Raw genomic sequence first — 23563 nt, forward strand, 5'->3', positions numbered from 1 at the left:
TAGCCGAGCAGCGGGTATGTATTACAGCCGGCCTGGCGAAGCCCGGCGTTGCGCCATGATCGCCGAGCGCTAGAGGTGCTTACCCAGTTACAAATTAGTCATGTAAGAAATCTGCAGCAGGTCAGATTACAGGGCTTACAGAAGGTAAACGTGTTTTTTGGCGCGAACGGCAGCGGAAAAACCAGCGTGCTGGAGTCAATACATCTGCTGGGTATGGCGCGCTCGTTTCGCGGCGCAAGCGTCAAAAGCCTGATCACACACAGCCTGCCAAGCTGCACAGTCTATGGCATTACCTCCAGGCTGGGCGCTGATGGATTCGTAACGAGCACCGGTCTGCCGATGGGGGTGCAGAGAAATCGCAGTGGAGAAGCGCAAATTAGAATCGGTGGCAAGTCGGTCCGAACGGTCGCTGAGCTTGCTGCGCAACTTCCCTTACAGGTTATGACCGCAGAGAGTTTTGGGCTACTGACCGGTCCGCCAGGAGGTAGGAGACAGTACCTGGATTGGGGAGTGTTCCACGTGGAACAACGCTTTTTCGGTCAGTGGCAACGTTTTCAAAGGTGCTTAAAACAACGAAATAATTTGCTGCGTCGTGGTAAAATCTCCGACCGGGAGTTGGCCGTCTGGACACGCGATCTGTCGCAGACTGGTGAAGCTATCAGCAATTATAGAAAAGACTACTTCGGCATCTTGTCGCCACGCTTTCGGGAAATTATGGCAAGACTGGCTCCTTCTCTGGAAAATCTCGAATTGCGGTACAAACAGGGTTGGGATCGGGATCTGAGCTATTCGGAAGCACTGGAGCAAGGTTATGCCGCGGATACGGAACAAGGGTATACCCACTCTGGCCCGCAGCGAGCAGATATACGGGTAATGTCGGGTGGGCATCTGGCTGCCGACACTCTGTCCCGTGGACAGCAGAAGCTGGTGGTTTGTGGCTTGAAACTGGCTCAGGGTCAGTTGATGGGGCAATTGGGCAAACGTGGCAAGTGTACCTATTTGATCGATGATTTGCCTTCTGAGCTGGATCATCAGCACAGTGTGCTGGTATGTGAGTTTTTGGAGTCCATGGACGTGCAAGTATTTGTCACGTGCATTGACCAGGAGGAGATACGGTCCGTGTGGCCGAAAACAAGTGAAATGACAATGTTCCACGTGGAACATGGCAATGTGTCGCGTCATGCCGCGAGTGACGTGTGAAGAAATTTTGAATTGACAGCAAGCCATATAGAGAGTGAGTGTCTATGAGCAATGAATACGATTCATCCAGCATTAAGGTGCTGAAAGGGCTGGATGCCGTCCGCAAACGCCCCGGGATGTACATTGGGGATACAGATGACGGCTCTGGCCTGCACCACATGGTCTTTGAGCTGGTAGACAACTCTATTGATGAAGCGCTCGCTGGCCACTGTTCCAAGATCAATATTGTCATTCATCCGGATGAATCAGTCTCCGTCAGCGATGATGGCAGGGGTATTCCGACAGAGATGCATGAAGAGGGTGTTTCGGCGGCCCAGGTCATTATGACAGTGCTCCATGCCGGCGGTAAGTTTGATGACAATAGCTACAAAGTATCCGGTGGCCTCCACGGCGTTGGCGTATCGGTGGTGAATGCGTTGTCAGAGCATCTGGTACTGACAATTCGTCGTCAGGGGAGGATGTTTGAACAGACATACCGACACGGCGTGCCCGATGCACCTCTGGCAGAAATCGGCGACACGGAGACGTCTGGTACCACTGTGCGTTTCAAGCCGTCGGTGGAAACGTTCACCAATATTGAGTTTCACTTCGAACAACTCGCCAAGCGATTGCGCGAACTGGCTTTCCTGAACTCGGGTGTGTGTATTAATCTGAAGGATGAGCGCAGCGCAAAAGAGGAAACCTACCAGTATGAAGGCGGACTGAAAGCGTTCGTCGATTATCTGAACCTGAACAAATCCACCATAAACAAGCCATTTCACTTTCAACTCGATACCGCCGATGGCATCGGTGTCGAGGTGGCGCTGCAATGGAACGATACCTTTCAGGAAAACGTGCTCTGCTACACCAACAATATCCCACAGCGCGACGGCGGTACCCATCTGGTGGGCTTCAGAACGGCTCTTACCCGCAGCCTGAACACCTATATAGAAAAGGAGGGCCTGGCGAAAAAAGCAAAGGTCAACACAACCGGTGACGATGCGCGGGAAGGCCTGACGGCGATTATCTCAGTGAAAGTGCCGGATCCGAAGTTTTCATCACAGACAAAGGACAAGCTGGTTTCCTCAGAGGTGAAAACCGCTGTGGAACAGTCAATGAACGCCCAGTTTAACGACTATCTGATGGAGAATCCGACAGAGGCCAAGTCCGTAGTCGGAAAAATGCTGGACGCGGCGCGGGCGAGAGAGGCCGCGCGCAAAGCGCGGGATATGACTCGGCGTAAAGGTGCACTGGATATCGCCGGCCTGCCGGGCAAGCTCGCAGACTGTCAGGAGAAAGACCCGGCCTTGTCAGAGATATATCTGGTGGAGGGTGATTCCGCCGGCGGCTCCGCGAAACAGGGCCGTAACCGTAAGTACCAAGCCATTCTTCCGCTTAAGGGTAAAATTCTCAATGTCGAGAAGGCACGTTTCGACAAAATGCTGGGCTCAGCAGAGGTTGGCACCATTGTGACCGCACTGGGGTGCGGTATCGGCAAGGAAGAGTTCAACCCGGATAAGCTGCGCTACCACAGTATTATCATTATGACTGACGCGGATGTTGATGGGTCCCATATTAGAACTCTATTGCTGACCTTCTTTTTCCGGCAGATGCGGGAGTTGGTTGAGCGCGGACATATCTTCATTGCCCAGCCGCCGCTGTATAAGATTGCCAAGGGTAAGCAACACCAGTATCTGAAAGATGATGATGCACTCGACCAGTACCTGACACAATCGGCGCTGGAGAACGCGTCAGTTTTTGTTAACCCTGATGCACCTGCGATTTCCGGTGGTGCGTTGGAGGATCTGGTTAAGCAATACCGCACAGTGGAAGCGACGATCAGCCGACTGAGCCGCCTGTATGCTGAAAATGTACTGTGGCAGATGGTGTATGGCGCATCCCTGTCGCTGGATGACATGCGGGATGAGCAAAAGGTACTGGCATTCTGTGAACAACTCAGTGAACGTCTTGAGTCCGTTGCTGCAAAAGGCAGTGTGCACACAGTCGTTGCCCGCAAAGACCAGGAACGCCAGTTGTACTTCCCGGTGGTTAAACTGCTGGCGCACGGCGTAGAATCCGAGACGGAGTACCACCACGAGTTTTTCTCCTCCGGTGAATACCGCAGCCTTATTGCGCTGGGGGAAACGCTAAACACGCTGATCGAAGAAGACGGCTACTTCCAGCGCGGCGAAAAAACCCTGCAGACCCGCAGCTTCGCGGAAGGGCTGGACTGGCTGATGACGGAAGCGCGCAAAGGCTACAACATCCAGCGCTACAAGGGTCTCGGTGAAATGAACCCGGAGCAGCTGTGGGAAACCACGATGGACCCGGAAGTGCGTCGTATGCTGAAAGTGACCATCGAGGATGCAATCGCGGCCGACCAGATATTCACCACGCTGATGGGCGATCACGTCGAACCGCGCCGCGAGTTTATCGAAGAGAACGCACTGTCGGTTGCCAACCTCGATGTTTGAGTGAGAGGTCTGGCCCGCGTGTTTTTGGTCGAGCGGGGCTATGACCCCGCGTACGCACTCCAAGTCTGCACGCCTCAGCGCTGACTGACTGGTATGCCCATGGCCTCTCGCTGAAAAGCCTTATAGCGTTTGCTTAGGAAACGCCGCTCTACCAAATAATAAAACGGGTAGGTCAGCACCAGTGTGCTCACTATCGTTACGAGCCCAAGGACAACGCTGTCTGTACTGAATAGCTGGGTGGCAAACATAAAAGGGAGCGAGAGCAGCTTCAGGTGCAGCAGGTAGACCGAATACGACATCGCACCCAGCACCAGCCAGGGCTCCAGCAGAACATACACCAGCCAATGGTTGCGTTGTTTCAGGTGCAGTAACACCCGCTCCAGATCGGAATACAACCAGAGCAATGTTCCAAAAATCAGTGCGAACCCGAGGAATTGTGTTCTTATCTGGATGGGGTGTAAGTACATCGCGTAAGCCAGTGTCACTGCAGTCAGCACAATTAGCACGACGACAGTGCGCAGGGAATTGATGTGTAGTTCAATGCCATTTTTGTGCAGATAGGCAAGCGCTATCCCCACTGAAAACGCTGGCCAGTAATGCAGAAATAAACCGTAATTCAAGGTGTTTGGTGTGAGGATTAGTAATAGTGATGCCAGCGTAACCAGTGCGATGACCACACGGTAATACCTCCCTGTACATAGCGCGATAAACACCACGAGATAAAACTGAAACTCTATCGCCAACGTCCAGTAGACGGAGTTTATCGCGGCAAACTCACTTGCCAGATCATTCGAATGCGCCCAGAACACCTTGGTAAGCAGCAGCACATTCACCCACTCTCCGATGCTATAACGGGCCAGCAAGTTGTCCGGAAAAGAATAGTGGCCAGACTTCAGGCTGCTCAGCAGTTCCAGCCCGTAGGGTAGCAGCAGTACAACCAGCAGCGAGGCCCAGTAAGTGAGATAGATTCGCCTGAATCGGTTTTTCAAAAAAATCAGCGGTGCCTTCCCGACCGAGCGGCTGGACTCTGCGGCAAAGGTGATGACATACCCCGAGATCACGAAAAACATCGGGACACCAAGATGACCGAAAGAGGCGATACTGGTAATCGCCGGAGACGATTCCTCAAACAGACTCTGTACGTGGAAAAAGAATACCCACAGACAGGCCAGTCCGCGCGCCAGATCCAGTAGCAGTATCACTGGTCAGCCTCTAAACACTCGTGTTGGCATCGTGTGATTCGCTATCGATGGGTATCGCCGCGCCCTCTTCCAGCCGCGCCAACTCGGGATCCTGCTCTACTGAACTGCCCACGGAATCAAGACGGTCGCTGTCAACATCATCGTGGATGGGTTCCAGCGCAGTCATCGACTTATTGGCCTTGGCTGATAAACGCGCAAACCGCTCGACCTTACCGTGCAGACCCTGCTTGCCCGCGAGCGCTGTCACGGTTTCATTGTAATGATTGTTGGCGGCGCGCAGTGTGTTGCCCAGTTTTGCGAGGCGCTCCGCAATCAGGCACACCTGGTTGTAAATATCCCCTGCCCTGCTACTGATCTCCCGCGCCTCACGGTTGCCCTGTTCAATCATCCACAGATTGGCAACGGTGCGCAGTATGGGCATCAGGGTCGTGTGAGACACCATGATGACACCCTTGGAATAGCCGTAATTGAACAGCTCCTTGTTGTGTTTCATCGCCTCGATATAGGCCGGCTCAACAGGCATAAACATCAACACAAAGTCAGGGCTGCCCAACTCGGGTAGATTGGCATAGTCCTTTGAAGCGAGATCGTCGATATGATTGCGCACCGCGCGTGCGTGCGCATTGAGTGCTTCAGTACAGGCTTCATCCGTTTGTGCGGCGATGGCCCTGTCGTAATCGACCAGCGACACCTTGCTGTCGATAACGATGTGCTTACTGTCCGGCAGCTTCACAATGAAGTCTGGCAGCTTGCGTTTTCCAGCGTCGTCCCGGAACGCGGCCTGCGGCTCATAGTGATCGCCTGACTGCAGCCCGGCCAGCTCCAGTGTCCGCTGTAACTGCGCCTCGCCCCAATTGCCGGCGGTTTTTTTGTCGCCCTTGAGGGCCACACTCAGATTACTGGCCTGGCTATTCATCTCCAGGCCGACTTCCAGTACTTTTTGTATTTCCTTTTCCAGCGCGGTATTGCCGCGCAGGGATTCGGAGTGGACTTCATTAATTCGCGTTTGAAAGCCGGTGATTTGTTCCCGAAACGGTTTCAGCATGGCTTCCAGTGATGCCTGGCTGGTGGAGGTAAAACGCTTCCCCTTGTCTTCGAAGATACGGTTCGCCAGGTTCTCGAATTCCTTCTTGAGGTTGTCGCGGGTCTCGTTCAACAGCCGGACCTGTTCCTGATGCCTGTCTTCTCGTTCGCGATGCTGTGTCTGCAGCCGGGCGTGTTCCTGCAGTGCGCTGGTCAGTTTCTGCTGAGCAGATGCCAGCTCGGATTTCAGGTTTGCCAGCTCGCGCTCATTGGCCTGCAATTGCTGCTGACCCTGATCGAGTGCCACAGACAGGCCGCGGTGTTCCGCGAGCGCTTCCGATAAGGCCAGCTCCCTCGCGCGCAATTCGTCGCGTGTCGTGGCCAGCGCACGGCGGCTGTTCAGGCCTGCCCAGAGACTCAGTGCCAGGGCGGTCACCAGCGTTGCTGCCAGTGCGGCGGCGATTATGATCAGATGGTCGTCGGTTAGCGTCATCGGGCATCCCTTCTCACTGGCCACCAGTATAAATCAATACCGGTCTGCAAAAGCGACGTGGCTGATACAGGGTCAGCCACCTGTCGCTATTTGAGGCCGGTTATGGTCGAAAGGACGCGCGGCGGGAAGGTTATTTCGCGACTGCCAACAACGAGATATCGGCAACGCCGAGAAACAGCTCGCGCAACTGCTTCAGCAGGTTGAGCCGATTGTTGCGCAGCGCCTCGTCTTCTGCGTTGACCATGACGCCGTCAAAAAACGCGTCGACCGGTGCTCTCAGGCTGGCCAGAGAGTTCAGCGCCTGCGAGTATTCATCGTGTTCCAGATACTGCTGGCAGCTTGCAGACAACGCCTGAATGCTTTCTGAAAGTGCCTTTTCCTGTGGCTCTTGAAGTAAGTTAGCGCTTACATCACCAAAGGAGTGGTCACTGTCCAGTTTGTCGAGGATATTCGAAACCCGCTTATTGGCGGCCGCGAGCGCCTGTGCCTCTGGCAGCTGGGTGAAGGCGTGCACAGCCTGTACCCTGCGATGGATATCCAGTGGGCGCGAGAGCTTACGGGCACTGACAGACTTGAACACTTCAGCGGGAATATTGTCTTCTTCGTACCAGGCGCGGAAGCGTTCGATCATATAGTCAAGCACCTGCGTTGCCGTACCCTGCTGCAAAGTTCCTTCAGGATACTGGGCGACGGCGAGCTCCAGACACTCACGCAAGTCGATAGTCAGGTTTTTATCGACGATGATACGCAATACCGACAACGATGCCCTGCGCAGCGCAAACGGATCCTTGGAGCCGGTGGGTGGCTGTCCGATACCGAAGATACCGACCAATGTATCCATACGATCAGCGATAGCGAGTGTGCAGGCGGTTGGATTTTCCGGCAGCTTGTCGCCGGCAAATTTTGGCCAGTACTGTTGTGCCAGAGCGGAGGCGACTTCGGCGTGTTCCCCGTCGTGCAGTGCATAGTAGGAACCGGCAATGCCCTGCATATCGGAAAACTCCAGGACCATATCGGTCACCAGGTCGGTCTTGCTCAACTGCGCGGCACGTTGCGCCCGGGCCACATCTGCACCGACGTGTGGTGCCAGAGCGGCCGACAGTCTGGTGACGCGCTCGGTCTTGTCCAGTAGCGTCCCTAGCTTCTGCTGAAAGACAATTTTCTCGAGCGCGGGCAGGCGGTCTGCAAGAGGCACTTTTTTGTCTGTCTCGAAGAAAAAAGCGGCGTCCGACAACCGTGGACGAATAACGCGTTCATTGCCAGCGATGATCTGCTGTGGATCTTTGCTTACGATGTTTGACACTGTGATGAAATGCGGCGCAAGTGTGCTATCTGCATCAACCACATGAAAATACTTCTGGTGTTCCTTCATCGAGGAAACCAGGGCCTCTGCCGGCACCTGCAAAAAGCGCGCTTCAAACGAGCCGGTGAGTGCAACAGGCCACTCAACCAGACCTGTGACTTCATCCAACAGGTCATCATCGATGACAGCGGTGGCACCCAGCGCGCTGGCTTGTGCGGTGACCTGTTCGCGAATCATCTCGCGGCGCTGTTCAAACCCTGCCACCACGTGGGCGCCAAACAGCGCATCGGTATACTCCTCAGCCCTGTGCAGTGTGATCGGGCCGCTGCTCATAAAGCGGTGACCCCGGGTTGTGTTGCCGCTAGTTACGCCGAGAATTTCACCGTGCTCGAACTGCTCGCCCAGCATGGCTACTACCCAGTGGACAGGGCGTACAAATTCTTCGCGACTGGCACCCCAGCGCATTCGTCTGGGAATGGGCAGTTTTTGAATACTGCCCTGAATAATGGCATTTAGCTCGTTGGAGGTGTTGTATCCGGCGACAGTTGTGCGCAATCCCAGACGCTGGCCCTTGGGGGTATCAATAGCCTGTAACTGCTCGGGTTCTACACCCTGCTTTTTGGCGAAGCCTGTGGCGGCGGGCGACCAATTGCCCTGGTCATCGCGCGCGCGCTCCAGTGGCGGGCCGAGTACCTCAACGGCCTTCTCCGCGCCTTGCAACACCAGCGCATCAACGATCACGGCCAGACGGCGCGGTGTCGCAAACCACTGCACCTCACCGTGATGCAGCTCGCGCTGCCGCAGCCCATCGACAATACCATCGCGAAATGCCAGGCCCAGGGACTTCAACGCCTTGGGTGGCAGCTCCTCGGTGCCCAGTTCAACCAACAGGGTTTCGGTGTTCATACGGCTACTACTCTCCTGCCTTGATCCGGTTGAGAACTTCGGTGCGCAGGCTCTGCTCTGCCAATGGAAATTCCAGTGCTGCCCTGGCATCGAAATACGCCTGGGCGACAGCCCGGGCCAGAGTGCGTACCCGCAGGATGAACCGCTGGCGTTCGGTGACGGAAATCGCGTGGCGGGCATCCAGCAAGTTAAAGGCATGCGATGCCTTCATTACCATTTCGTAAGCTGGCAGTGGCAGGTTCTTCTCTACCAGTCGCAGCGCCTCGCCCTCGCAGAAATCGAAATCGGCAAACAGCTTGGTGACATCTGCTTCTTCAAAGTTGTAGTGCGACATCTCCACTTCGTTCTGGTGAAACACATCGCCATAGGTGACCTTACCGGCCGGCCCCTCGGACCACAGCAGGTCATAGATGCTGTCCACACCTTGCAGATACATCGCTATGCGCTCGATGCCATAGGTGATTTCCCCGGTGACGGGATAGCACTCCAGCCCGCCGGCCTGCTGAAAATAGGTGAACTGCGTAACTTCCATACCGTTCAGCCAGACTTCCCAGCCCAGACCCCAGGCCCCCAGTGTGGGTGATTCCCAGTTGTCTTCCACGAAGCGTATATCGTGTACTGTCGAGTCGATGCCCAGCGCCGCCAGTGATTCCAGATACAGCTGCTGGAAGTGCTCCGGCGATGGCTTCATGACAACCTGAAACTGATAGTAATGCTGCAGGCGATTGGGGTTCTCACCGTAACGCCCGTCTGTGGGGCGACGACAAGGCTGCACATAGGCGGCATTCCAGCTTTCCGGACCTACCGCGCGCAAGAACGTGGCAGGGTGAAAGGTCCCTGCACCCACTTCCATATCCAGAGGTTGTAACACCACGCAGCCCTGTTCTGCCCAAAACTGCTGCAGTTTTAGAATTAGCGCCTGAAACGTCAGGGTTTCATTTTTGGATTGTGCCACCGGCGGCCCGCCTGTCTGATCGCTGCAAAAAGCCGGGTATTATACAGGCTCTTTTGGCGGCATAATACGTGCTTTCCCCGAAAGTGAAACTCTTCCAGTAGAGCCGTCGGAGCAGAAACGCCCGGGATTGCTTAGCGATAGTTAGTGTTTGTCGGGTTCAATTTGCCTGTCTGAGAAGATTACCGAATATGAAGTATCCGTTCTTTGGAAAAATAGTCGCCGGTTTTATTGGCCTCGTCTCGGGCGGTATTCCCGGGTTGATATTGGGTCTGCTGGTGGGCCATTTGTTCGACCGCGCACTGCAAAAGGCGCTGTTGTTCGGTTCACCGGAAAATGTCGAACGTATCCGCAATAGTTTTTTCGAGACCACTTTCCTGCTCTCCGGTCACCTGGCAAAGGCCGATGGCCGTATTTCCAAGTCTGAGATAGACCACACCGAGCAGATAATTGCGCAGATGGCGCTGGATGCGCAGCAGCGCAAGCGGGCGATTGAGCTGTTCCATCGCGGTGCTGCCAGCGATTTCCAGATGGAGCAGGCGGTCGCGGACTTTGTGCAGGTGTGTGGGCCGCAGCGCCAGCTGCAGCAGACGCTCTTGTTGTTCCTGATTTCGCTGGCCCAGGCCGAGGGCGGTATAGAGGCCTCTGAGCATGCCGCACTGGTGCGGATTGCCAGCGTGATGGGGCTCGGCGCCGGCCAACTCGAACAATTGCTGCGTATGGCCAGGGCGCAGGAGCATTTTCACCGGCAGAGGCCTCAGGCGCCTTCAAATGAAACCACGCTGGCCGATGCGTATACCGCACTCGGTGTCGACAGCAATGCCAGCGACAAAGACGTCAAGCGTGCCTATCGCAAGCGTATGAGTGAAAACCACCCGGACAAACTGATCGCCAAAGGTGTTCCGCAGGAGATGATTGAACTGGCCACTGCGCGCTCCCAGGAGATTCAGAGCGCGTATGAAATGATCAAGAAAACGCGCCCGGCTATGCGATAAGCGGCGCATGACATCTGGCGTATTCTACCTAGATACGCCAGAAAGCCGGCGTGAACAGCACCAGCAGTGTAAAGATTTCCAGGCGCCCCAGCAGCATCGCGAAACAGAGAATCGCTTTCCCCCACTCGGACACCTCGCCGAAGCCATTGGCCACACCGGAGATACCCATACCCAGATTATTGAGCGTTGCGGCGACCGATGAAAAGGCGGTGGTAAAATCCATGCCGATCAACATCAGAAGTAACAACAGCACGATGAACGCGATGGAGTAGACAGCAAAGAAACTCCACACCGCGCTGACGATGGTTGCCTCGACCCGGCGTCCGCCGACCTTCAATGGAATGACCGCCTGCGGGTGCACCAGCTGCTTGAGTTCGCGCATCCCCTGCTTGGTGACAAGCATGACGCGCATGGCTTTTATCCCACCCGTGGTCGAGCCTACACAGCCGCCCATGCAGGAAAAGAAAATGGCCATGATAGGCAGTGCAACCGGCCAGGCCGCGAGATTTTCGGTTGAAAACCCGGTGGTTGTGATAATCGACAGTACTTGGAATACGCCGTGCAGCAGGCTTTCGGAGTGCCCGTGGATGTCCCAGATAATCAGGCAGAACACCGTGATACTCATGCAGATCAACACGGCATAGGTGTAGAAACGTGTCTCGGAATCCCGGCGGTAGACCCCTAAGGATTTGCGGTGCCAGGCAATAAAATGCAGCCCGAAATTGATACTCGATGCGAACATGAAAACAGTGGCGACCACAAGCACTGCATCGCTGTTGAAATAGCCGAGGCTGGCATCGTGGGTGGAGAACCCTCCGAGTGCAACGGTTGAAAAGGAGTGTGCGATGGCGTCAAACACCGACATGCCGACAGCCCAGTAGGCCACGGCGCAGCACACGGTGATGATGAGATAAACCACAAACATCGCCTTTGCAGTCTGGGTAATGCGCGGGGTGAGTTTGTTGTCCTTGGACGGCCCGGGCATCTCCGCCTTGTACAACTGCATACCCCCGATGCCCAGCATCGGCAGGATAGCAACAGCGACAACGATAATCCCGATTCCACCCAGCCATTGCAGCAGTTGGCGGTAGAGAAGAATGGATTTAGGCAGTGAATCGAGGCCGACAATCACCGTGCCGCCGGATGAGGTGAGACCGGAGATGGATTCGAAGACGGCCCCCATCGGTGATATTTCCAGCGCCTCTGTCAGGGAAAAAGGCAGGGCACCGAACAGGCCGAGTACAGTCCAGAACAGCGAGGTAATCAGAAAGCCGTCGCGAATGCGCAGCTCGTGGCTTGCATTGCGCACCGGATACCACATCAGCAGACCCGAGAAAAAAATAATACCCATCGCTGAGAGAAAGCCGGGAACAGTTGGTTCAGGCTCCAGCATTGCCATAAACAATGGCACCAGCAACACCGTGCTGAATAGCATCAACAGGATGCCGAGAATGCGAAAAGAGACAGAAAAGTGCATGGCTTAGGAGAAAAAACCCAGTCCGACTGCAAAGAGTTTCTCAACGGCCCGAATCTGTCCGCGGTCCAGCAGGAAGAGAATCACGTGGTCATCGGTCTCCACCACGATATGCCCGTGTGCGATCAGCACCTGTTCACCGCGTACGATGGCGCCGATGGTTACGCCTTCCGGCAGCTTTATTTCATCGAGCTGTCGGCCGACCACTTTGGAGGAGCGGGAATCACCGTGGGCGGTGACTTCAATGGCTTCCGCCGCCCCCCGGCGCAGCGAGTGCACATTGCTGATATCGCCTTTTCGCACGTGGGTGAGGAGGCTGCCGATCGTAATCTGTTGCGGAGAAATCGCGATATCGATTTCATCGCCCACCAACTCCGCATAGGCCGAGTTGGTAATCAAAGTGATCACCTTTTTCGCGCCCATACGCTTGGCCAACATCGACATCATGATGTTGGCTTCATCGCTGTTGGTTAAGGCGCAAAAAACATCTGTAGCCTCGATGTTTTCGCTGGCCAACAGCTGTGGTTCAGAGGCGCTGCCGTTGAGCACGATGGTGTGTTTGAGGCGCTCGGCTAGCACCCGGCAGAGTTCATACGTTTTCTCTATCAGCTTCACCTGATATTGGTTTTCCAGTGTTTGCGCCAGCGTCGCACCGATGTTGCCGCCGCCGGCAATCATCACGCGCTTATAGGGTTTGTCGACCTTGCGCAGCTCCGACATAACCGCCCGGATATTGTCTTTAGCGGCGATGAAGAAAACCTCGTCATCCGCCTGCACCACTGTATTGCCCTCGGGAATAATTGCGTGATCCTGACGGAAAATTGCGGCCACCCGTGTGTCCACTTTCGGCATGTGGCGGCGAATTTCCTGTAGCTCATGTCCGACGATCGGCCCGCCGTGATACGCCCGCACAGCGACCAACTGCACCCTGCCCTCGGCAAAATCGAGAACCTGGAGAGCACCGGGATTGGATATCAGCCTTTCTATACTCTGTGTAACGAGCTGTTCCGGACCGATAATGACATCGACCGGTACGTGGTCTCGGGTGAACAGTTGCTCCTGGTGCGCCAGATAGTTGGGTGAGCGCACGCGGCAAATCTTGGTGGGTGTTTTAAAAAGCGTATAGGCAACCTGACACGCCATCATATTGATCTCATCACTGTTGGTGACAGCGACGAGCATGTCGGCATCTTCGGCCCCGGCCTTGAACAGTGTGTTAGGGTGAGAGGCGCCGCCGACGATCGTGCCGATATCCAGGCGATCCTGGAGGGCGCGCAGTTTATCGCCGTCAGTGTCGACGACGATAATGTCGTTCTGCTCGATGGCCAGGTGTTCGGCGAGCGTGCCGCCGACCTGGCCTGCCCCGAGGATGATGATCTTCATGGCCTGCTGAGCTCTGGTTTGTGAAGAGTCCCTAAGTTTGCGAGCACGATAAAGAAATCACCCGGTGATTGTAAGGGCTGGGGGGGCGTAATTTTACACATGTCATTCGCTCGCTTTGCGCAGCGCGGCGTAAAACAGGCCATCCGAGCCTCCTGTGGTGGGGAGCAGTTGTCGCCCGGCAGAGGCCGGGTGGCCCCATGAACTATCCGCTTCAATCAGGGAAGCATCGCTATTTGCGTCGAGAAAGCGCTGGATGACCTGACTGTTCTCCTCGTCAAATATCGAGCAGGTGGCGTACAGCAGGGTGCCTCCTGCCTTTAGCAGCGGCCAAAGTCCGCGCAGTATTCCCTGCTGTTGTTTACCCAGCTGACCGATATCGCTGTTGCGGCGCAGCAGTTTGACATCCGGGTGGCGCCGAATCACGCCGCTGGCTGAGCATGGCGCGTCTACCAGAATGCGATCGAAGCTCTGTGGGGCGAGCTGTGCTGGGGGGTGTGCTGCATCTGCGGCGAGGAGGGTGGCCTTGAGGCCAAGCCGCGTCAGGTTTTCCTCGACCCGCTGCAGCCGAGAATCGTCGATGTCCATGGCCACCAGTTCACAAAGCGCGGGTTGAGTTTCAAGGATATGACAGGTCTTGCCGCCGGGTGCGGCGCAGGCATCCAGCACCCGCTCCCCCTCGCCAGCAGAGAGGAGGATAGCGGCCATTTGTGCCGCTTCGTCCTGGACGCTTAATTGCCCGTCGGTAAATCCGGGAATATCCCACACGTCCATCGGTTGGGCCAGTTGTATCGCCCGCGCGCTCAGCTCGCCAGCAGTGCAGTCGATGCCACTATTTTGCAGGGTCTCAAGGCAGGTGTCCCGGGTATTCCGCAGACTGTTGATGCGCATTGTCATCGGCGGTTGGCAGTTGTTGGCGGCGATGATGTCGGCGGCCTGCTCTGGCCACTGTGCAATAATTTTCTCGTACAACCAGCGCGGATGGCTGGCGGTTGCTGCCGAGTCCATTGACTGTGCCAGTTGCTCATGTTCTCGCAGGAAGCGTCGCAGAATGGCATTGACCATCCCTTTGGCCCAGTGTTTCTTCAGCACTCTGGTGGCGCCCACAGTTGCTGAAACCGCCGCATGATCGGGCACCCGGGTGCTGTCGAGCTGGTAGAGACCACACAGCAGCAGGCCCTGAATATCCCTGTCCTTTGCGCGCAGAGGCTTGTCCAGCAGCTGCGCCAGAAACGCTTGCAGCCGTGGCCCCTGGCGCAGGGTGCCGTAGCACAATTGTTGTAGCAGGGGGCGGTCCCGCGCGCTGACTTTCTCGAGTTGTGTCGGTAGTGTCTGGTTCAGGGAGAGTCCGCCGAGAACGTCGCCGATCACAGAGGCGGCGGCGGCCCGAACGTCCAGTGCCATCAGTCCGTGCTCGCTGCTGGCAGGTCGAAGCGCTTGCCGGTGGCGAACTTCGCCCGGTGTGCGCTCAACAATTTCCTGGCCGCCAGCGCTTTTCCACCTTCCAGTTGTAGTACCTCTATGCGCAGTGAGTGCTCGCCACAGGACACTGTAATGCCGTCATCAGTGGTTGCGATTATGGTGCCGGGGGGGGCGGTTGCCGGTTCCCCTGTTTGTGCGCGCGCCTGCCAGATCCGGATTCGCTCTCCCTCCAGTAGGCTGAAGCAGATTGGAAACGGGTTGAAGGCTCTTACGCGGCGGTCCAGAACCTGTGCGCTGCAGCGCCAGTCCATATGCGCTTCGGGCTTGAGAATCTTGTGCGCGTAGTTGGCCTGCGAGTCATCCTGCGCACGACTATTTTTCTGGTACCCCGGCAGATCGCCCAGCACGTCCAGCAACAGGGGTGGGCCCAGCACCGCGAGTTCATCGTGCAGTTCCGCCGCGCTGGTGTGAGCGCCGATCGGGCAACTGGCCGTGGCCAGCATCGCGCCGGTATCCAGGCCGGCATCCATCTGCATTATGGTGATGCCTGTAGTTGCATCGCCGGCCTCTATGGCGCGTTGTATCGGCGCCGCGCCGCGCCACCTCGGCAGCAGTGAGGCGTGTACATTGAGGCAGCCGAACAGCGGCGTATCCAGTACGGCCTGTGGCAGGATCAGGCCGTATGCCACCACAATCATCACGTCGGCACCCAGCGCGGCCAGCTGCTCCTGTGCGTACGGGTCTTTCAGTGAGGGCGGTTGGAATACGGGAAGATCCGCTTGCAGGGCCAGCTGCTTGACCGGGCTGGCCTGCAGCTTCCGTCCCCGCCCCGAGGGGCGGTCGGGCTGTGTATACACCCCAATAAGTGAATGCTTACTATCAATAAGGTGCTTCAAATGCAGCGATGCAAAGTCAGGCGTGCCCGCAAATAGAATACGCAATGGCGCTTCTCCCATCTGTGTCAGGCGCGCTGACGCTGGTCTTTTTCCAGCTTCTTGCGAATACGCTGCCGCTTCAGTGTCGACAGGTAATCCACAAATAGTTTGCCGTTCAGATGATCGACTTCATGCTGCAGGCAGATGGCTGCCAAACCATCCAACTGGCAGGTGAACGCTTCGCCGTTGCGATCCAGCGCGGTGACCTCGACCTTGCGCGGACGACTGACCGTCTCGTAGAACCCGGGTACAGAAAGACAGCCTTCATCGTACTCACCCTGTTCGTGATCGAGGATGGTTATCTCGGGGTTGATGAACACCTGAGGTGCGCTCTTGTCATCTGAAATATCCATCACCAGCAATCGCTGGTGGACGTTTACCTGGGTCGCCGCAAGGCCGATTCCCGGTGCGGCGTACATAGTCTCCAACATGTCGTCGATCAGCGTACGCGTGTCGTCAGTGACTGCCGTGATGGGTTTGGCTTCAGTGCGCAGACGCGAATCGGGGAACTCAAGTATTTCCAGTACTGCCATGATAATGATTGCCTACCAGCGCCATAAGTGGCTGAAATTGGCTGCGTGAATTAATAACATTTGGGCTTGCCAGCAATATATTGCAGCAGCAAACTGTCGCTAGTATACAGGGTGTGATTACAGGGTGCCTAGCTTTGGGTGCCGCACTTCCAAACCTGCAGGCACGGGTGCAACATCTTACAGCGTGCTTGAAAAACGCATAGGGGCAGCGATGCAGTGACATCGCGCGTGGTCGGGGGCGGCCGCAATCACTGAGCCGATTCATCTGAATGGGCGGATAATAAACAGGCGATACAGGGACACAACAACAATGGACAAAAGGTCACTATCGGTTTGCTTGCTGTTTTTGTCGCTATTTTTTAGTGCCTGGACGCTGGCCGCGGTGGAGCTCAACGAGAATGTACCCGAGACGTATATCGTGAAGAAAGGCGATACGCTCTGGGGGATTTCGGGGATGTACCTGAAGGAGCCCTGGTTGTGGCCAGAATTATGGGATGCCAACCCGCAGATCGATAACCCCCACCTTATTTACCCGGGTGATGAGCTCTACCTGGTGTGGATTGATGGTCGCCCCCATTTGCGTATGCGGCGCGGCAGAGATGTCAAACTGTCTCCCAATATGCGGGTGACGCCACTCGATCTCGCTATCCCGGCGATACCGCTGGATCAGATCGGCCCCTGGCTGATCAAGAATCGCGTGATGGATGCAGACGAGATCAACAACTCCGCTTATATAGTGGCCGGCGACGAAAGGCGCCTGATCAGCGGCCCCGGTGACACGATTTATGGACTTGGCCCTTTCCCCGATGGCGAGCGGACCTACGGCATTTACCGCATCGGCCAGAACTTTATAGATCCGGTGACGAAGGAGTACCTCGGATACGAGGTCAGGGACATCGGCAACGCCAAGCTGCAGAGCAGCAATCGCGATAAAGTTACCCAGTTGGAAGTCACCCGCATCGCTGAAGAGGTGATGAATGGCGATCGCCTGTTGCCGCTTGAAGAACGTGTTCTGGATGCTACGTTTCACCCCCGGGCACCGGATAAGGAGATTGAAGGCGGTATCATGATCGCCGTAGAAGGCGGTCTTACGCAGATCGGCGACATGAGCATCGTGGTGATTAACAAGGGTAAGCGCGACGGCCTCCAGATCGGTAACGTGCTCGCGGTCTATCAGGCCGGCAGGCACGTCTATGACAAGATATCGCAGTCGAATGTGGTTCTGCCGGATACTCGCGCCGGACTTGCGATGGTGTTTGAGGCTTACGAAAAAGTCAGTTTCGCAATTATCCTCAAGACCAGTCGACCTCTTCAGGTATTCGATGTGGTGAAGAATCCCTGAGTTCAACTGATTTCACAACAGGCATAACGTCAAGGATGATGTATGAATGTTGCACAAGCCAAAGCCGCGGCCCTGGCCGCGGATGCCATTGCGTTGTCGGTGGATGACGAACAATACCCCTCACTTTTACGCGAAATCCCCGACCCCCCGTCCGTATTGTATGTTCGCGGAGATCCCGGCTTACTAAATGATGCGCAGTTGGCCGTCGTCGGCAGCCGTCGCGCCAGCCCGGCAGCCCTGCGCGTTGCGCAGATGCTCGGCGGTCAGCTGACGCAGGCCGGGCTGGTCGTCTGCTCAGGGCTCGCCCTGGGCATCGATGGCGCGGCGCACCGCGGAGCGCTGGATGCCGGTGGTAAAAGCATCGCTGTTGTCGCTACCGGAATAGACCGGGTGTATCCGCATCGTCACCGCTCACTGGCCACACAGCTCACGCAGGTCGGTTGTGTTGTGACGGAGTTCCCGCCTGGCACGCCGCCACGTAAACAGAACTTTCCGCAGCGCAACCGTATTATCAGCGGGCTGTCGCTGGGAGTGCTGGTGGTTGAGGCGGCCCTGCCCAGCGGCTCCCTGATAACTGCGGGTACCGCGCTGGCGCAGGGCCGGGAAGTTTTTGCCCTGCCCTGGTCGATACTTCACGAGGGCGGCCGTGGCTGCCTGCAACTGATCCGCGACGGGGCCAAAATGGTGTTGAGCGTGGACGATATCCTGGAGGAACTGGGCCCGCTGTATACCCTGCAGCAGGATTGTATGCAATCTGCCAGCACCGCAGAGGCTGCCACGGACACACCTGCGCCGCTGCGCGGCGGTGAACTTTGGCTGCTTGATCTGGTAGGCTTTGAGGTGTCTACCCTGGATGAACTGGTGCAGCGCAGTGCGAGGCCGGTGTCACAAGTGTTGTCTGCGCTGTCCGCGCTGGAACTGGCCGGGCATATAGCGCGATCGGCGGGCGGTTATATCCGCTGCTGATACCGGCTGCATTGAACCCCGCTGCCGCGCCATTGTTTTGTCGCTTGCCAAGTAAGCGCCATTTCGTTAGATTTCGCCCCTTTTTACCCGTGGCGCAATTCGGGTTTCTGTTCCACTGTAAATGAACAATGAGCAACTACTGGAGATATTCGATGAGCAAGCCATTTGTAGCGATTGTGATGGGGTCAGACTCAGATCTGCCTGTAATGGAGGCCAGCTTTGCCGTGTTGCGGTCATTCGGCGTGCCATTTGAAGCGCGAATAACCTCGGCCCATCGCACCCCAGAAGCGACAAAAACGTATGTGCAGGATGCCGAGCAGCGCGGTTGCGCAGTGTTTATCGCCGCAGCGGGAATGGCGGCCCACCTCGCGGGTGCGGTGGCCGCAGCGACAGTGAAACCTGTGATCGGCGTGCCGATGAACGCCTCGCTGGATGGGCTGGATGCATTGCTATCTACAGTGCAAATGCCCGCGGGAATTCCCGTGGCGACGGTTGCGATTGGCAAGGCGGGCGCAAAAAATGCGGCCTATCTGGCGGTTCAGATGTTGTCGCTGGCGGATGAGCAGCTCGCACAGGCGTTGAGTGATGAGCGCAACGCAAACGCGCAGGATATCTACGCCAAGAATGACGTTCTGCAAGAAAGCCTGAAAGGCTGACATTGCCCCCGCTCCCCAGCGCCCACCACCTGCGCGCGGCAGTCAATGCGCTGCGTCAGGGGGGTGTTATCGCCTGCCCCACGGAGGCGGTGTGGGGGTTGAGTTGCGATCCGGCCAACGAAGACGCCGTCGCGCGTTTGTTGTCGCTCAAGGCGAGGCCTGTAGATAAAGGGCTGATTTTGGTCGCAGCGGATCAGGCGCAGGTCGAGTTTTTGTTGTCCGGCCTGTCTGTCGAACAGCGTCGGCCTCTCTCCGATAGCTGGCCCGGCCCCACCACCTGGTTGCTGCCGCACCGGGATCTGGTGCCGGAGTGGGTAACCGGTGCGCACTCTACGGTCGCGGTTCGAGTGAGTAGCCACCCGGCTGTCAGTCAACTGTGTGCGGCATGGGGCGGACCATTGGTGTCTACCTCGGCCAACCCGGCTGGCGCGAGGCCAGCCCGGGAGGCCTATCAGGTGCGCCGCTATTTCGGCGATAGCCTTGACTACCTGCTGCCAGGGCGGGTGGGCGCCGCAGCGCGGCCGACAGCCATTCGCGATCTTTTCAGCGGTCAAATAATCCGCGACTAGTACAGTTACTGCCATCGCGTGCGTATAATGCGCCCCGACGAGTTTCCCAAGGGAATGTGGGTATGCGGATCGAGCAGGTCAAAGACTACCTCTTACTGTTACAGGACAGCATTTGTGCGTCACTGGCGCAAGAGGATGGCAGCGCCACTTTTATAGAGGAAGAGTGGCAGCGCGAAGAGGGAGGCGGTGGCCGTAGCCGGGTACTGACGGACGGCGCCGTCTTCGAAAAGGCCGGCGTCAATTTTTCGCATGTGCGCGGTGCCGAACTGCCCGCCTCTGCCAGCGCTTCGCGGCCTGAGCTGGCCGGACGCAGCTATGAAGCAATGGGCGTCTCATTGGTGATTCATCCGCACAACCCCTACGTGCCGACATCTCACGCCAACGTCCGATTTTTTGTCGCGAGCAAACCCGGTGAAGAGCCCATCTGGTGGTTTGGCGGCGGTTACGATCTCACGCCCTACTATGCTAATCGCGAAGACTGTATTAGTTGGCACCGCACGGCGGCAGAGGCTTGTGCGCCATTTGGCGAGGATGTCTACCCACGCTTCAAAGCCTGGTGTGACGAGTATTTCCACCTCAAGCATCGTAGTGAGCCTCGCGGCATCGGTGGTTTGTTTTTCGATGACCTCAACGAATGGGATTTTGAAACCAGTTTCGCTTTTATGCGGGCAGTGGGAGATTCCTATCTGCAGGCCTATCGCCCCATCGTGCAAAGGAACAAGCGCAAGCCCTATGGCGAGCGCGAGCGTGAGTTCCAACTCTATCGGCGTGGGCGCTACGTGGAATTTAATCTGGTATTCGATCGCGGCACGTTGTTCGGCCTGCAATCGGGTGGTCGGACCGAGGCAATCCTCATGTCGCTGCCACCACTGGTACGTTGGGAGTATAACTACAGCCCGCCTCGGGATACGCCGGAGGAAGAGCTTACGGCGTACTATCTTCAGGATCGGGACTGGCTGGGCGAAGAAGACGGGGTAAGCGCCACATGAGCGGTAAAGACAAGTACGCGGTTTTCGGTAACCCGATCAAACACAGTAAGTCACCAACGATTCACAGTATGTTCGCAGAGCAGTGCGCACAGCCCATGGTGTACCGGGCAGTGAAAGTTGAGCTGGATGGGTTTGTGCGCGCCGCGTCGCAGTTCTTTGACGGGGGTGGCGCCGGTTTGAATGTGACTGTGCCGTTCAAACAGGCGGCATACGAGTTCGCCCAGCGCGTCAGCGCTCGCGCGCAGCGCGCCGGAGCAGTCAATACACTTTCCCGCGCGGCAGATGGCTCTATCGAGGGCGATAATACGGATGGCATAGGCCTGATCCGCGATCTCATTGCGAATCTTGGCTGGACCGTGCAGGGCTTGCGCGTGCTTTTGCTCGGCGCCGGGGGTGCCGCCCGCGGTGTGCTGGAACCGCTGATGCGCGAGCGACCCAAGGAGTTGTTGGTCGTCAACCGCACAGGCGAGCGCGCCGCGCAGCTGGCCCATGAGTTTGGTGATATCGGGCCAGTGCAGGGCGGCGGTTTCGATGTGATAGGCGAGCGGAAATTTGATCTTGTTATCAATGCCACCAGTGCCGGCCTGTCGGGTGAAGTACCGCCACTGCCGGGTGATCTATTGACCGAGAGGAGCTGTTGCTACGATATGGTGTACGGTTCTGAACCGACACCTTTTATGCGGTGGTCAGCCCACCATGCGGCATGGGCGGTGGCCGATGGGCTGGGTATGCTGGTGGAACAGGCTGCGGAATCTTTTTATATCTGGCGCAATGCGCGGCCTGCTACAGGCCCGGTCATCAACCACCTGCGGGAGAAGATGGCCGCGAGTTGATTACTGTGCGCCGCCTTCCAACTCGGCGATGTGCTGGTCTTTCAGCTTTACATAATTGTTGCTGCTGTAGACGAAATACTGCAGCTCCCTGTCGCTCAGGGGTCGAACCTCGCGCGCCGGGCTGCCGGCGTACAAGTGACCGCTGCGCAGCACCTTGCCGGGTGTAACCAGCGCACCTGCGGCGATCACAACCTCGTCCTCGACCACTGCGCCGTCCATCACAACCGCAGCCATCCCCACCAGTACACGGCTCCCTACCGTGCACCCGTGCAGCACCGCTCCATGTCCAATGGTGACATCACTGCCTATTTCCAGCGGCCAGCCATCGGGGTTGAAAGGCCCCGCATGGGTAATATGCAGTACGCAGCCATCCTGTACGCTGGTTCGGGCACCGATCCGGATGTGGTGCATATCACCGCGGATGGCGACCTGTGGCCATATGGAGACATCGTCACCCAGTGATACCTGACCCAGTACGACGGCGCTGGGGTCTATCAGTACGCGTTGACCGATGTGGGGGGTGTGGCCACCGAAACTGCGGAGATTGTCTGCACTGTAGTGTTGCATGCTTATGAACTCGTAGCTGCTGAGGCTGTTACAATAGCCAGCCTGGTGCACCGTGGCCAGACCCCGGTCGCTGTTTGGAGGAAGATTAATGCACGATACCCCTCGCCGAAGGCGCTTCATTGCCGGCGCCGTGTGCCCGCGTTGCGCGCTGATGGACAAAATCATTGTGGATATGGACACGGATCAGCGGGTTTGCGTAAGTTGCGGTTTCAGCGAAGCCCGCCCGGCCGCGCCTGTCGAACCGCCCGTGTCGCCGACAACGCACACGCCAGCGGAAATCCCTACGCGAGTGAGCCGGGCAGCGGCGCGGCGCGTAGAGACCCCCTCTGAAGTGATCAAGCTTGTCGATCCCCAGCAGCGGGGCAAGCCAAAGGGCTAGCACCAGACTGTCAATACATCTGGCCGCCGGGCGAGCACCTCAAGCGAAAGCACAACCCGCCAGATATGGGCGGTCTGCCTGACCGGCGTTCAGGAGGCGAGTCGTAGCCGGATGTTTACCGCGGGTTTTCTCAGGTCGTCAGTAGAGAACAGCGGCCTTGCTGCCTCGGAGCGCCCCGGCAAATTGCGTACCTGCCCCCACATATGCTCCCGGTGAAGCAGGCGCTGCGCCGTATATTGCACCAGTTGCTCCATCCGGGTGGCAAATTCATCTCCCAGCAAGTGGTGAACAATAATATTGGCTTCGGTCATGTCCACTGGCAGCAGTGGCCGCCCCAGATGCCGAATATGGTGGTCATTGACCTCTTCAAGCAGGCGCAGTGCGAGAAAGGCCTCGTCCAATAACGCTTCCAGACCGCCATCGTGGGGTAGATCGTCGGGCGGCTGGAAAAAGTAATCTTCCGCGAGATGGAGAAAAGGGGCGGCGTAGTCGAAAAAGCCCAGGCGTTTGCTCACGGCCGTTACCAATCGCAGGCAGCTGGGCACGCTTTTGACATATTCGGTAATAAAAGTCATCAGTGCGGACGCCGGCTCATGTTCCGGGAGCAGGAGCTTATTATGTAATTGCGGCAGTTGGCGCTCCAGGCGCGTGCGCAACCGGTGGGTTTTCTCTTCTGAGCGTATTGCGGCGCGAATTATTTCACGGATTTCACGTGAGACCATAATCAACCTGACACCGAGATACTCGGGGTTGAAAGCGTCTCTAAAGGCTAGTACAGATCCTGTATATAGCCAGCACCGAGCTCGTACGGCTGTCTCATTCGCCAAACAGAAAAATTACGGCGTCAGGATGTCTCAGTCTGAGTAGGATTTACGCGCCATATCCGATATAATCCGCGCGTTTTTTGTGGGTGCGGCAATTTGCCGCAGCCAACTAACGCACATTAATCGGTAAGATTCCGCAGAGGGTGTGCCAGGAATGGCTGCTTTCC

Annotated in this window: 21 protein-coding genes; 10 read left to right on the top strand and 11 right to left on the bottom strand. The window is 56.9% G+C overall.

Translation table 11 applies throughout. The features are described from left to right. The first annotated feature begins 75 nt into the window (after nt 1-75). Together recF and gyrB are read left to right on the top strand one after the other, a co-directional pair. Nucleotides 76-1200 (top strand): DNA replication/repair protein RecF, encoded by a 1125-nt coding sequence (recF, locus tag AC0L6S_RS16790; protein ID WP_473428634.1) that lies wholly within the window; start codon nt 76-78, stop codon nt 1198-1200. A gap of 44 nt (nt 1201-1244) precedes the next feature. Beyond that, a complete protein-coding gene (gene gyrB, locus AC0L6S_RS16795; RefSeq protein WP_473425257.1) occupies nt 1245-3653 on the top strand; it encodes a DNA topoisomerase (ATP-hydrolyzing) subunit B in 2409 nt (802 codons plus the stop codon). 74 nt (nt 3654-3727) lie between these two features. On the opposite strand, the gene AC0L6S_RS16800 is transcribed toward gyrB, so the two are convergent. The 4 genes from AC0L6S_RS16800 to glyQ all read right to left on the bottom strand — a co-directional run bounded on the left by AC0L6S_RS16800 (nt 3728) and on the right by glyQ (nt 9535). Then, nucleotides 3728-4855, bottom strand: a complete 1128-nt coding sequence (locus AC0L6S_RS16800) for an acyltransferase family protein (RefSeq protein ID WP_473425258.1) — start codon at nt 4853-4855, stop codon at nt 3728-3730. A gap of 10 nt (nt 4856-4865) precedes the next feature. Continuing rightward, the gene (locus tag AC0L6S_RS16805; protein WP_473425259.1) at nt 4866-6371 is read right to left on the bottom strand and encodes a DNA recombination protein RmuC; all 1506 of its coding nucleotides are present in this window, start codon (nt 6369-6371) and stop codon (nt 4866-4868) included. Nucleotides 6372-6501: 130 nt separating this feature from the next. Beyond that, nucleotides 6502-8580 carry a glycine--tRNA ligase subunit beta gene (glyS, locus tag AC0L6S_RS16810; protein ID WP_473425260.1) on the bottom strand — a complete coding sequence of 693 codons (2079 nt, stop codon included), beginning with the start codon at nt 8578-8580 and terminating at the stop codon, nt 6502-6504. 7 nt (nt 8581-8587) lie between these two features. Continuing rightward, nucleotides 8588-9535, bottom strand: coding sequence for a glycine--tRNA ligase subunit alpha (glyQ, locus tag AC0L6S_RS16815; protein WP_473425261.1), 948 nt, complete (start codon nt 9533-9535; stop codon nt 8588-8590). Between the two features lie 188 nt (nt 9536-9723). Between glyQ and djlA the strand changes: the two genes are divergently transcribed. Further along, nucleotides 9724-10527: a co-chaperone DjlA gene (djlA, locus tag AC0L6S_RS16820; protein WP_473425262.1), complete on the top strand. Its 804-nt coding sequence runs from the start codon at nt 9724-9726 to the stop codon at nt 10525-10527. A 28-nt stretch (nt 10528-10555) separates the two neighbouring features. Here the strand turns inward: djlA and AC0L6S_RS16825 are convergent, their stop codons facing one another. The 5 genes from AC0L6S_RS16825 to def form a co-directional block, all read right to left on the bottom strand. After that, nucleotides 10556-12004 carry a TrkH family potassium uptake protein gene (locus AC0L6S_RS16825; protein ID WP_473425263.1) on the bottom strand — a complete coding sequence of 483 codons (1449 nt, stop codon included), beginning with the start codon at nt 12002-12004 and terminating at the stop codon, nt 10556-10558. Nucleotides 12005-12007: 3 nt separating this feature from the next. Beyond that, entirely contained in the window at nt 12008-13384 is a 1377-nt protein-coding gene (gene trkA / locus AC0L6S_RS16830; protein WP_473425264.1) for a Trk system potassium transporter TrkA, read from the bottom strand. Nucleotides 13385-13486: 102 nt separating this feature from the next. Then, nucleotides 13487-14785 (bottom strand): 16S rRNA (cytosine(967)-C(5))-methyltransferase RsmB, encoded by a 1299-nt coding sequence (gene rsmB, locus AC0L6S_RS16835; RefSeq protein ID WP_473425265.1) that lies wholly within the window; start codon nt 14783-14785, stop codon nt 13487-13489. Beyond that, nucleotides 14785-15759, bottom strand: a complete 975-nt coding sequence (gene fmt / locus AC0L6S_RS16840) for a methionyl-tRNA formyltransferase (protein WP_473425266.1) — start codon at nt 15757-15759, stop codon at nt 14785-14787. The genes rsmB and fmt overlap by 1 nt, the downstream gene beginning before the upstream one ends. Nucleotides 15760-15764: 5 nt before the next feature. Next, the gene (gene def, locus AC0L6S_RS16845) at nt 15765-16271 is read right to left on the bottom strand and encodes a peptide deformylase (RefSeq protein WP_473425267.1); all 507 of its coding nucleotides are present in this window, start codon (nt 16269-16271) and stop codon (nt 15765-15767) included. 310 nt (nt 16272-16581) lie between these two features. On the opposite strand from def, the gene AC0L6S_RS16850 reads away from it, so the two are divergent. The 6 genes from AC0L6S_RS16850 (at nt 16582) to aroE (ending at nt 21626) form a co-directional block, all read left to right on the top strand. Beyond that, nucleotides 16582-17613 carry a LysM peptidoglycan-binding domain-containing protein gene (locus tag AC0L6S_RS16850; RefSeq protein ID WP_473425268.1) on the top strand — a complete coding sequence of 344 codons (1032 nt, stop codon included), beginning with the start codon at nt 16582-16584 and terminating at the stop codon, nt 17611-17613. Between the two features lie 42 nt (nt 17614-17655). Beyond that, nucleotides 17656-18579, top strand: a complete 924-nt coding sequence (gene dprA / locus AC0L6S_RS16855) for a DNA-processing protein DprA (protein WP_473425269.1) — start codon at nt 17656-17658, stop codon at nt 18577-18579. A gap of 152 nt (nt 18580-18731) precedes the next feature. Beyond that, nucleotides 18732-19235 carry a 5-(carboxyamino)imidazole ribonucleotide mutase gene (gene purE, locus AC0L6S_RS16860; RefSeq protein ID WP_473425270.1) on the top strand — a complete coding sequence of 168 codons (504 nt, stop codon included), beginning with the start codon at nt 18732-18734 and terminating at the stop codon, nt 19233-19235. A gap of 2 nt (nt 19236-19237) precedes the next feature. Next, nucleotides 19238-19804: an L-threonylcarbamoyladenylate synthase type 1 TsaC gene (gene tsaC / locus AC0L6S_RS16865; protein ID WP_473425271.1), complete on the top strand. Its 567-nt coding sequence runs from the start codon at nt 19238-19240 to the stop codon at nt 19802-19804. Nucleotides 19805-19866: 62 nt separating this feature from the next. Then, nucleotides 19867-20793, top strand: a complete 927-nt coding sequence (hemF, locus tag AC0L6S_RS16870; protein WP_473425272.1) for an oxygen-dependent coproporphyrinogen oxidase — start codon at nt 19867-19869, stop codon at nt 20791-20793. Then, entirely contained in the window at nt 20790-21626 is an 837-nt protein-coding gene (gene aroE / locus AC0L6S_RS16875; RefSeq protein ID WP_473425273.1) for a shikimate dehydrogenase, read from the top strand. Before hemF ends, aroE begins: the two co-directional genes overlap by 4 nt. On the opposite strand, the gene AC0L6S_RS16880 is transcribed toward aroE, so the two are convergent. Continuing rightward, nucleotides 21627-22193, bottom strand: coding sequence for a gamma carbonic anhydrase family protein (locus AC0L6S_RS16880; protein WP_473425274.1), 567 nt, complete (start codon nt 22191-22193; stop codon nt 21627-21629). 88 nt (nt 22194-22281) lie between these two features. Here AC0L6S_RS16880 and AC0L6S_RS16885 point away from each other — a divergent pair, with 88 nt between their 5' ends. Next, a complete protein-coding gene (locus AC0L6S_RS16885) occupies nt 22282-22572 on the top strand; it encodes a YheV family putative zinc ribbon protein (protein ID WP_473425275.1) in 291 nt (96 codons plus the stop codon). An 89-nt stretch (nt 22573-22661) separates the two neighbouring features. On the opposite strand, the gene AC0L6S_RS16890 is transcribed toward AC0L6S_RS16885, so the two are convergent. Then, nucleotides 22662-23147, bottom strand: a complete 486-nt coding sequence (locus AC0L6S_RS16890; protein WP_473425276.1) for a hypothetical protein — start codon at nt 23145-23147, stop codon at nt 22662-22664. Nucleotides 23148-23563: the final 416 nt, after the last annotated feature.

Source organism: Halioglobus sp. D3-4 (assembly GCF_055809315.1).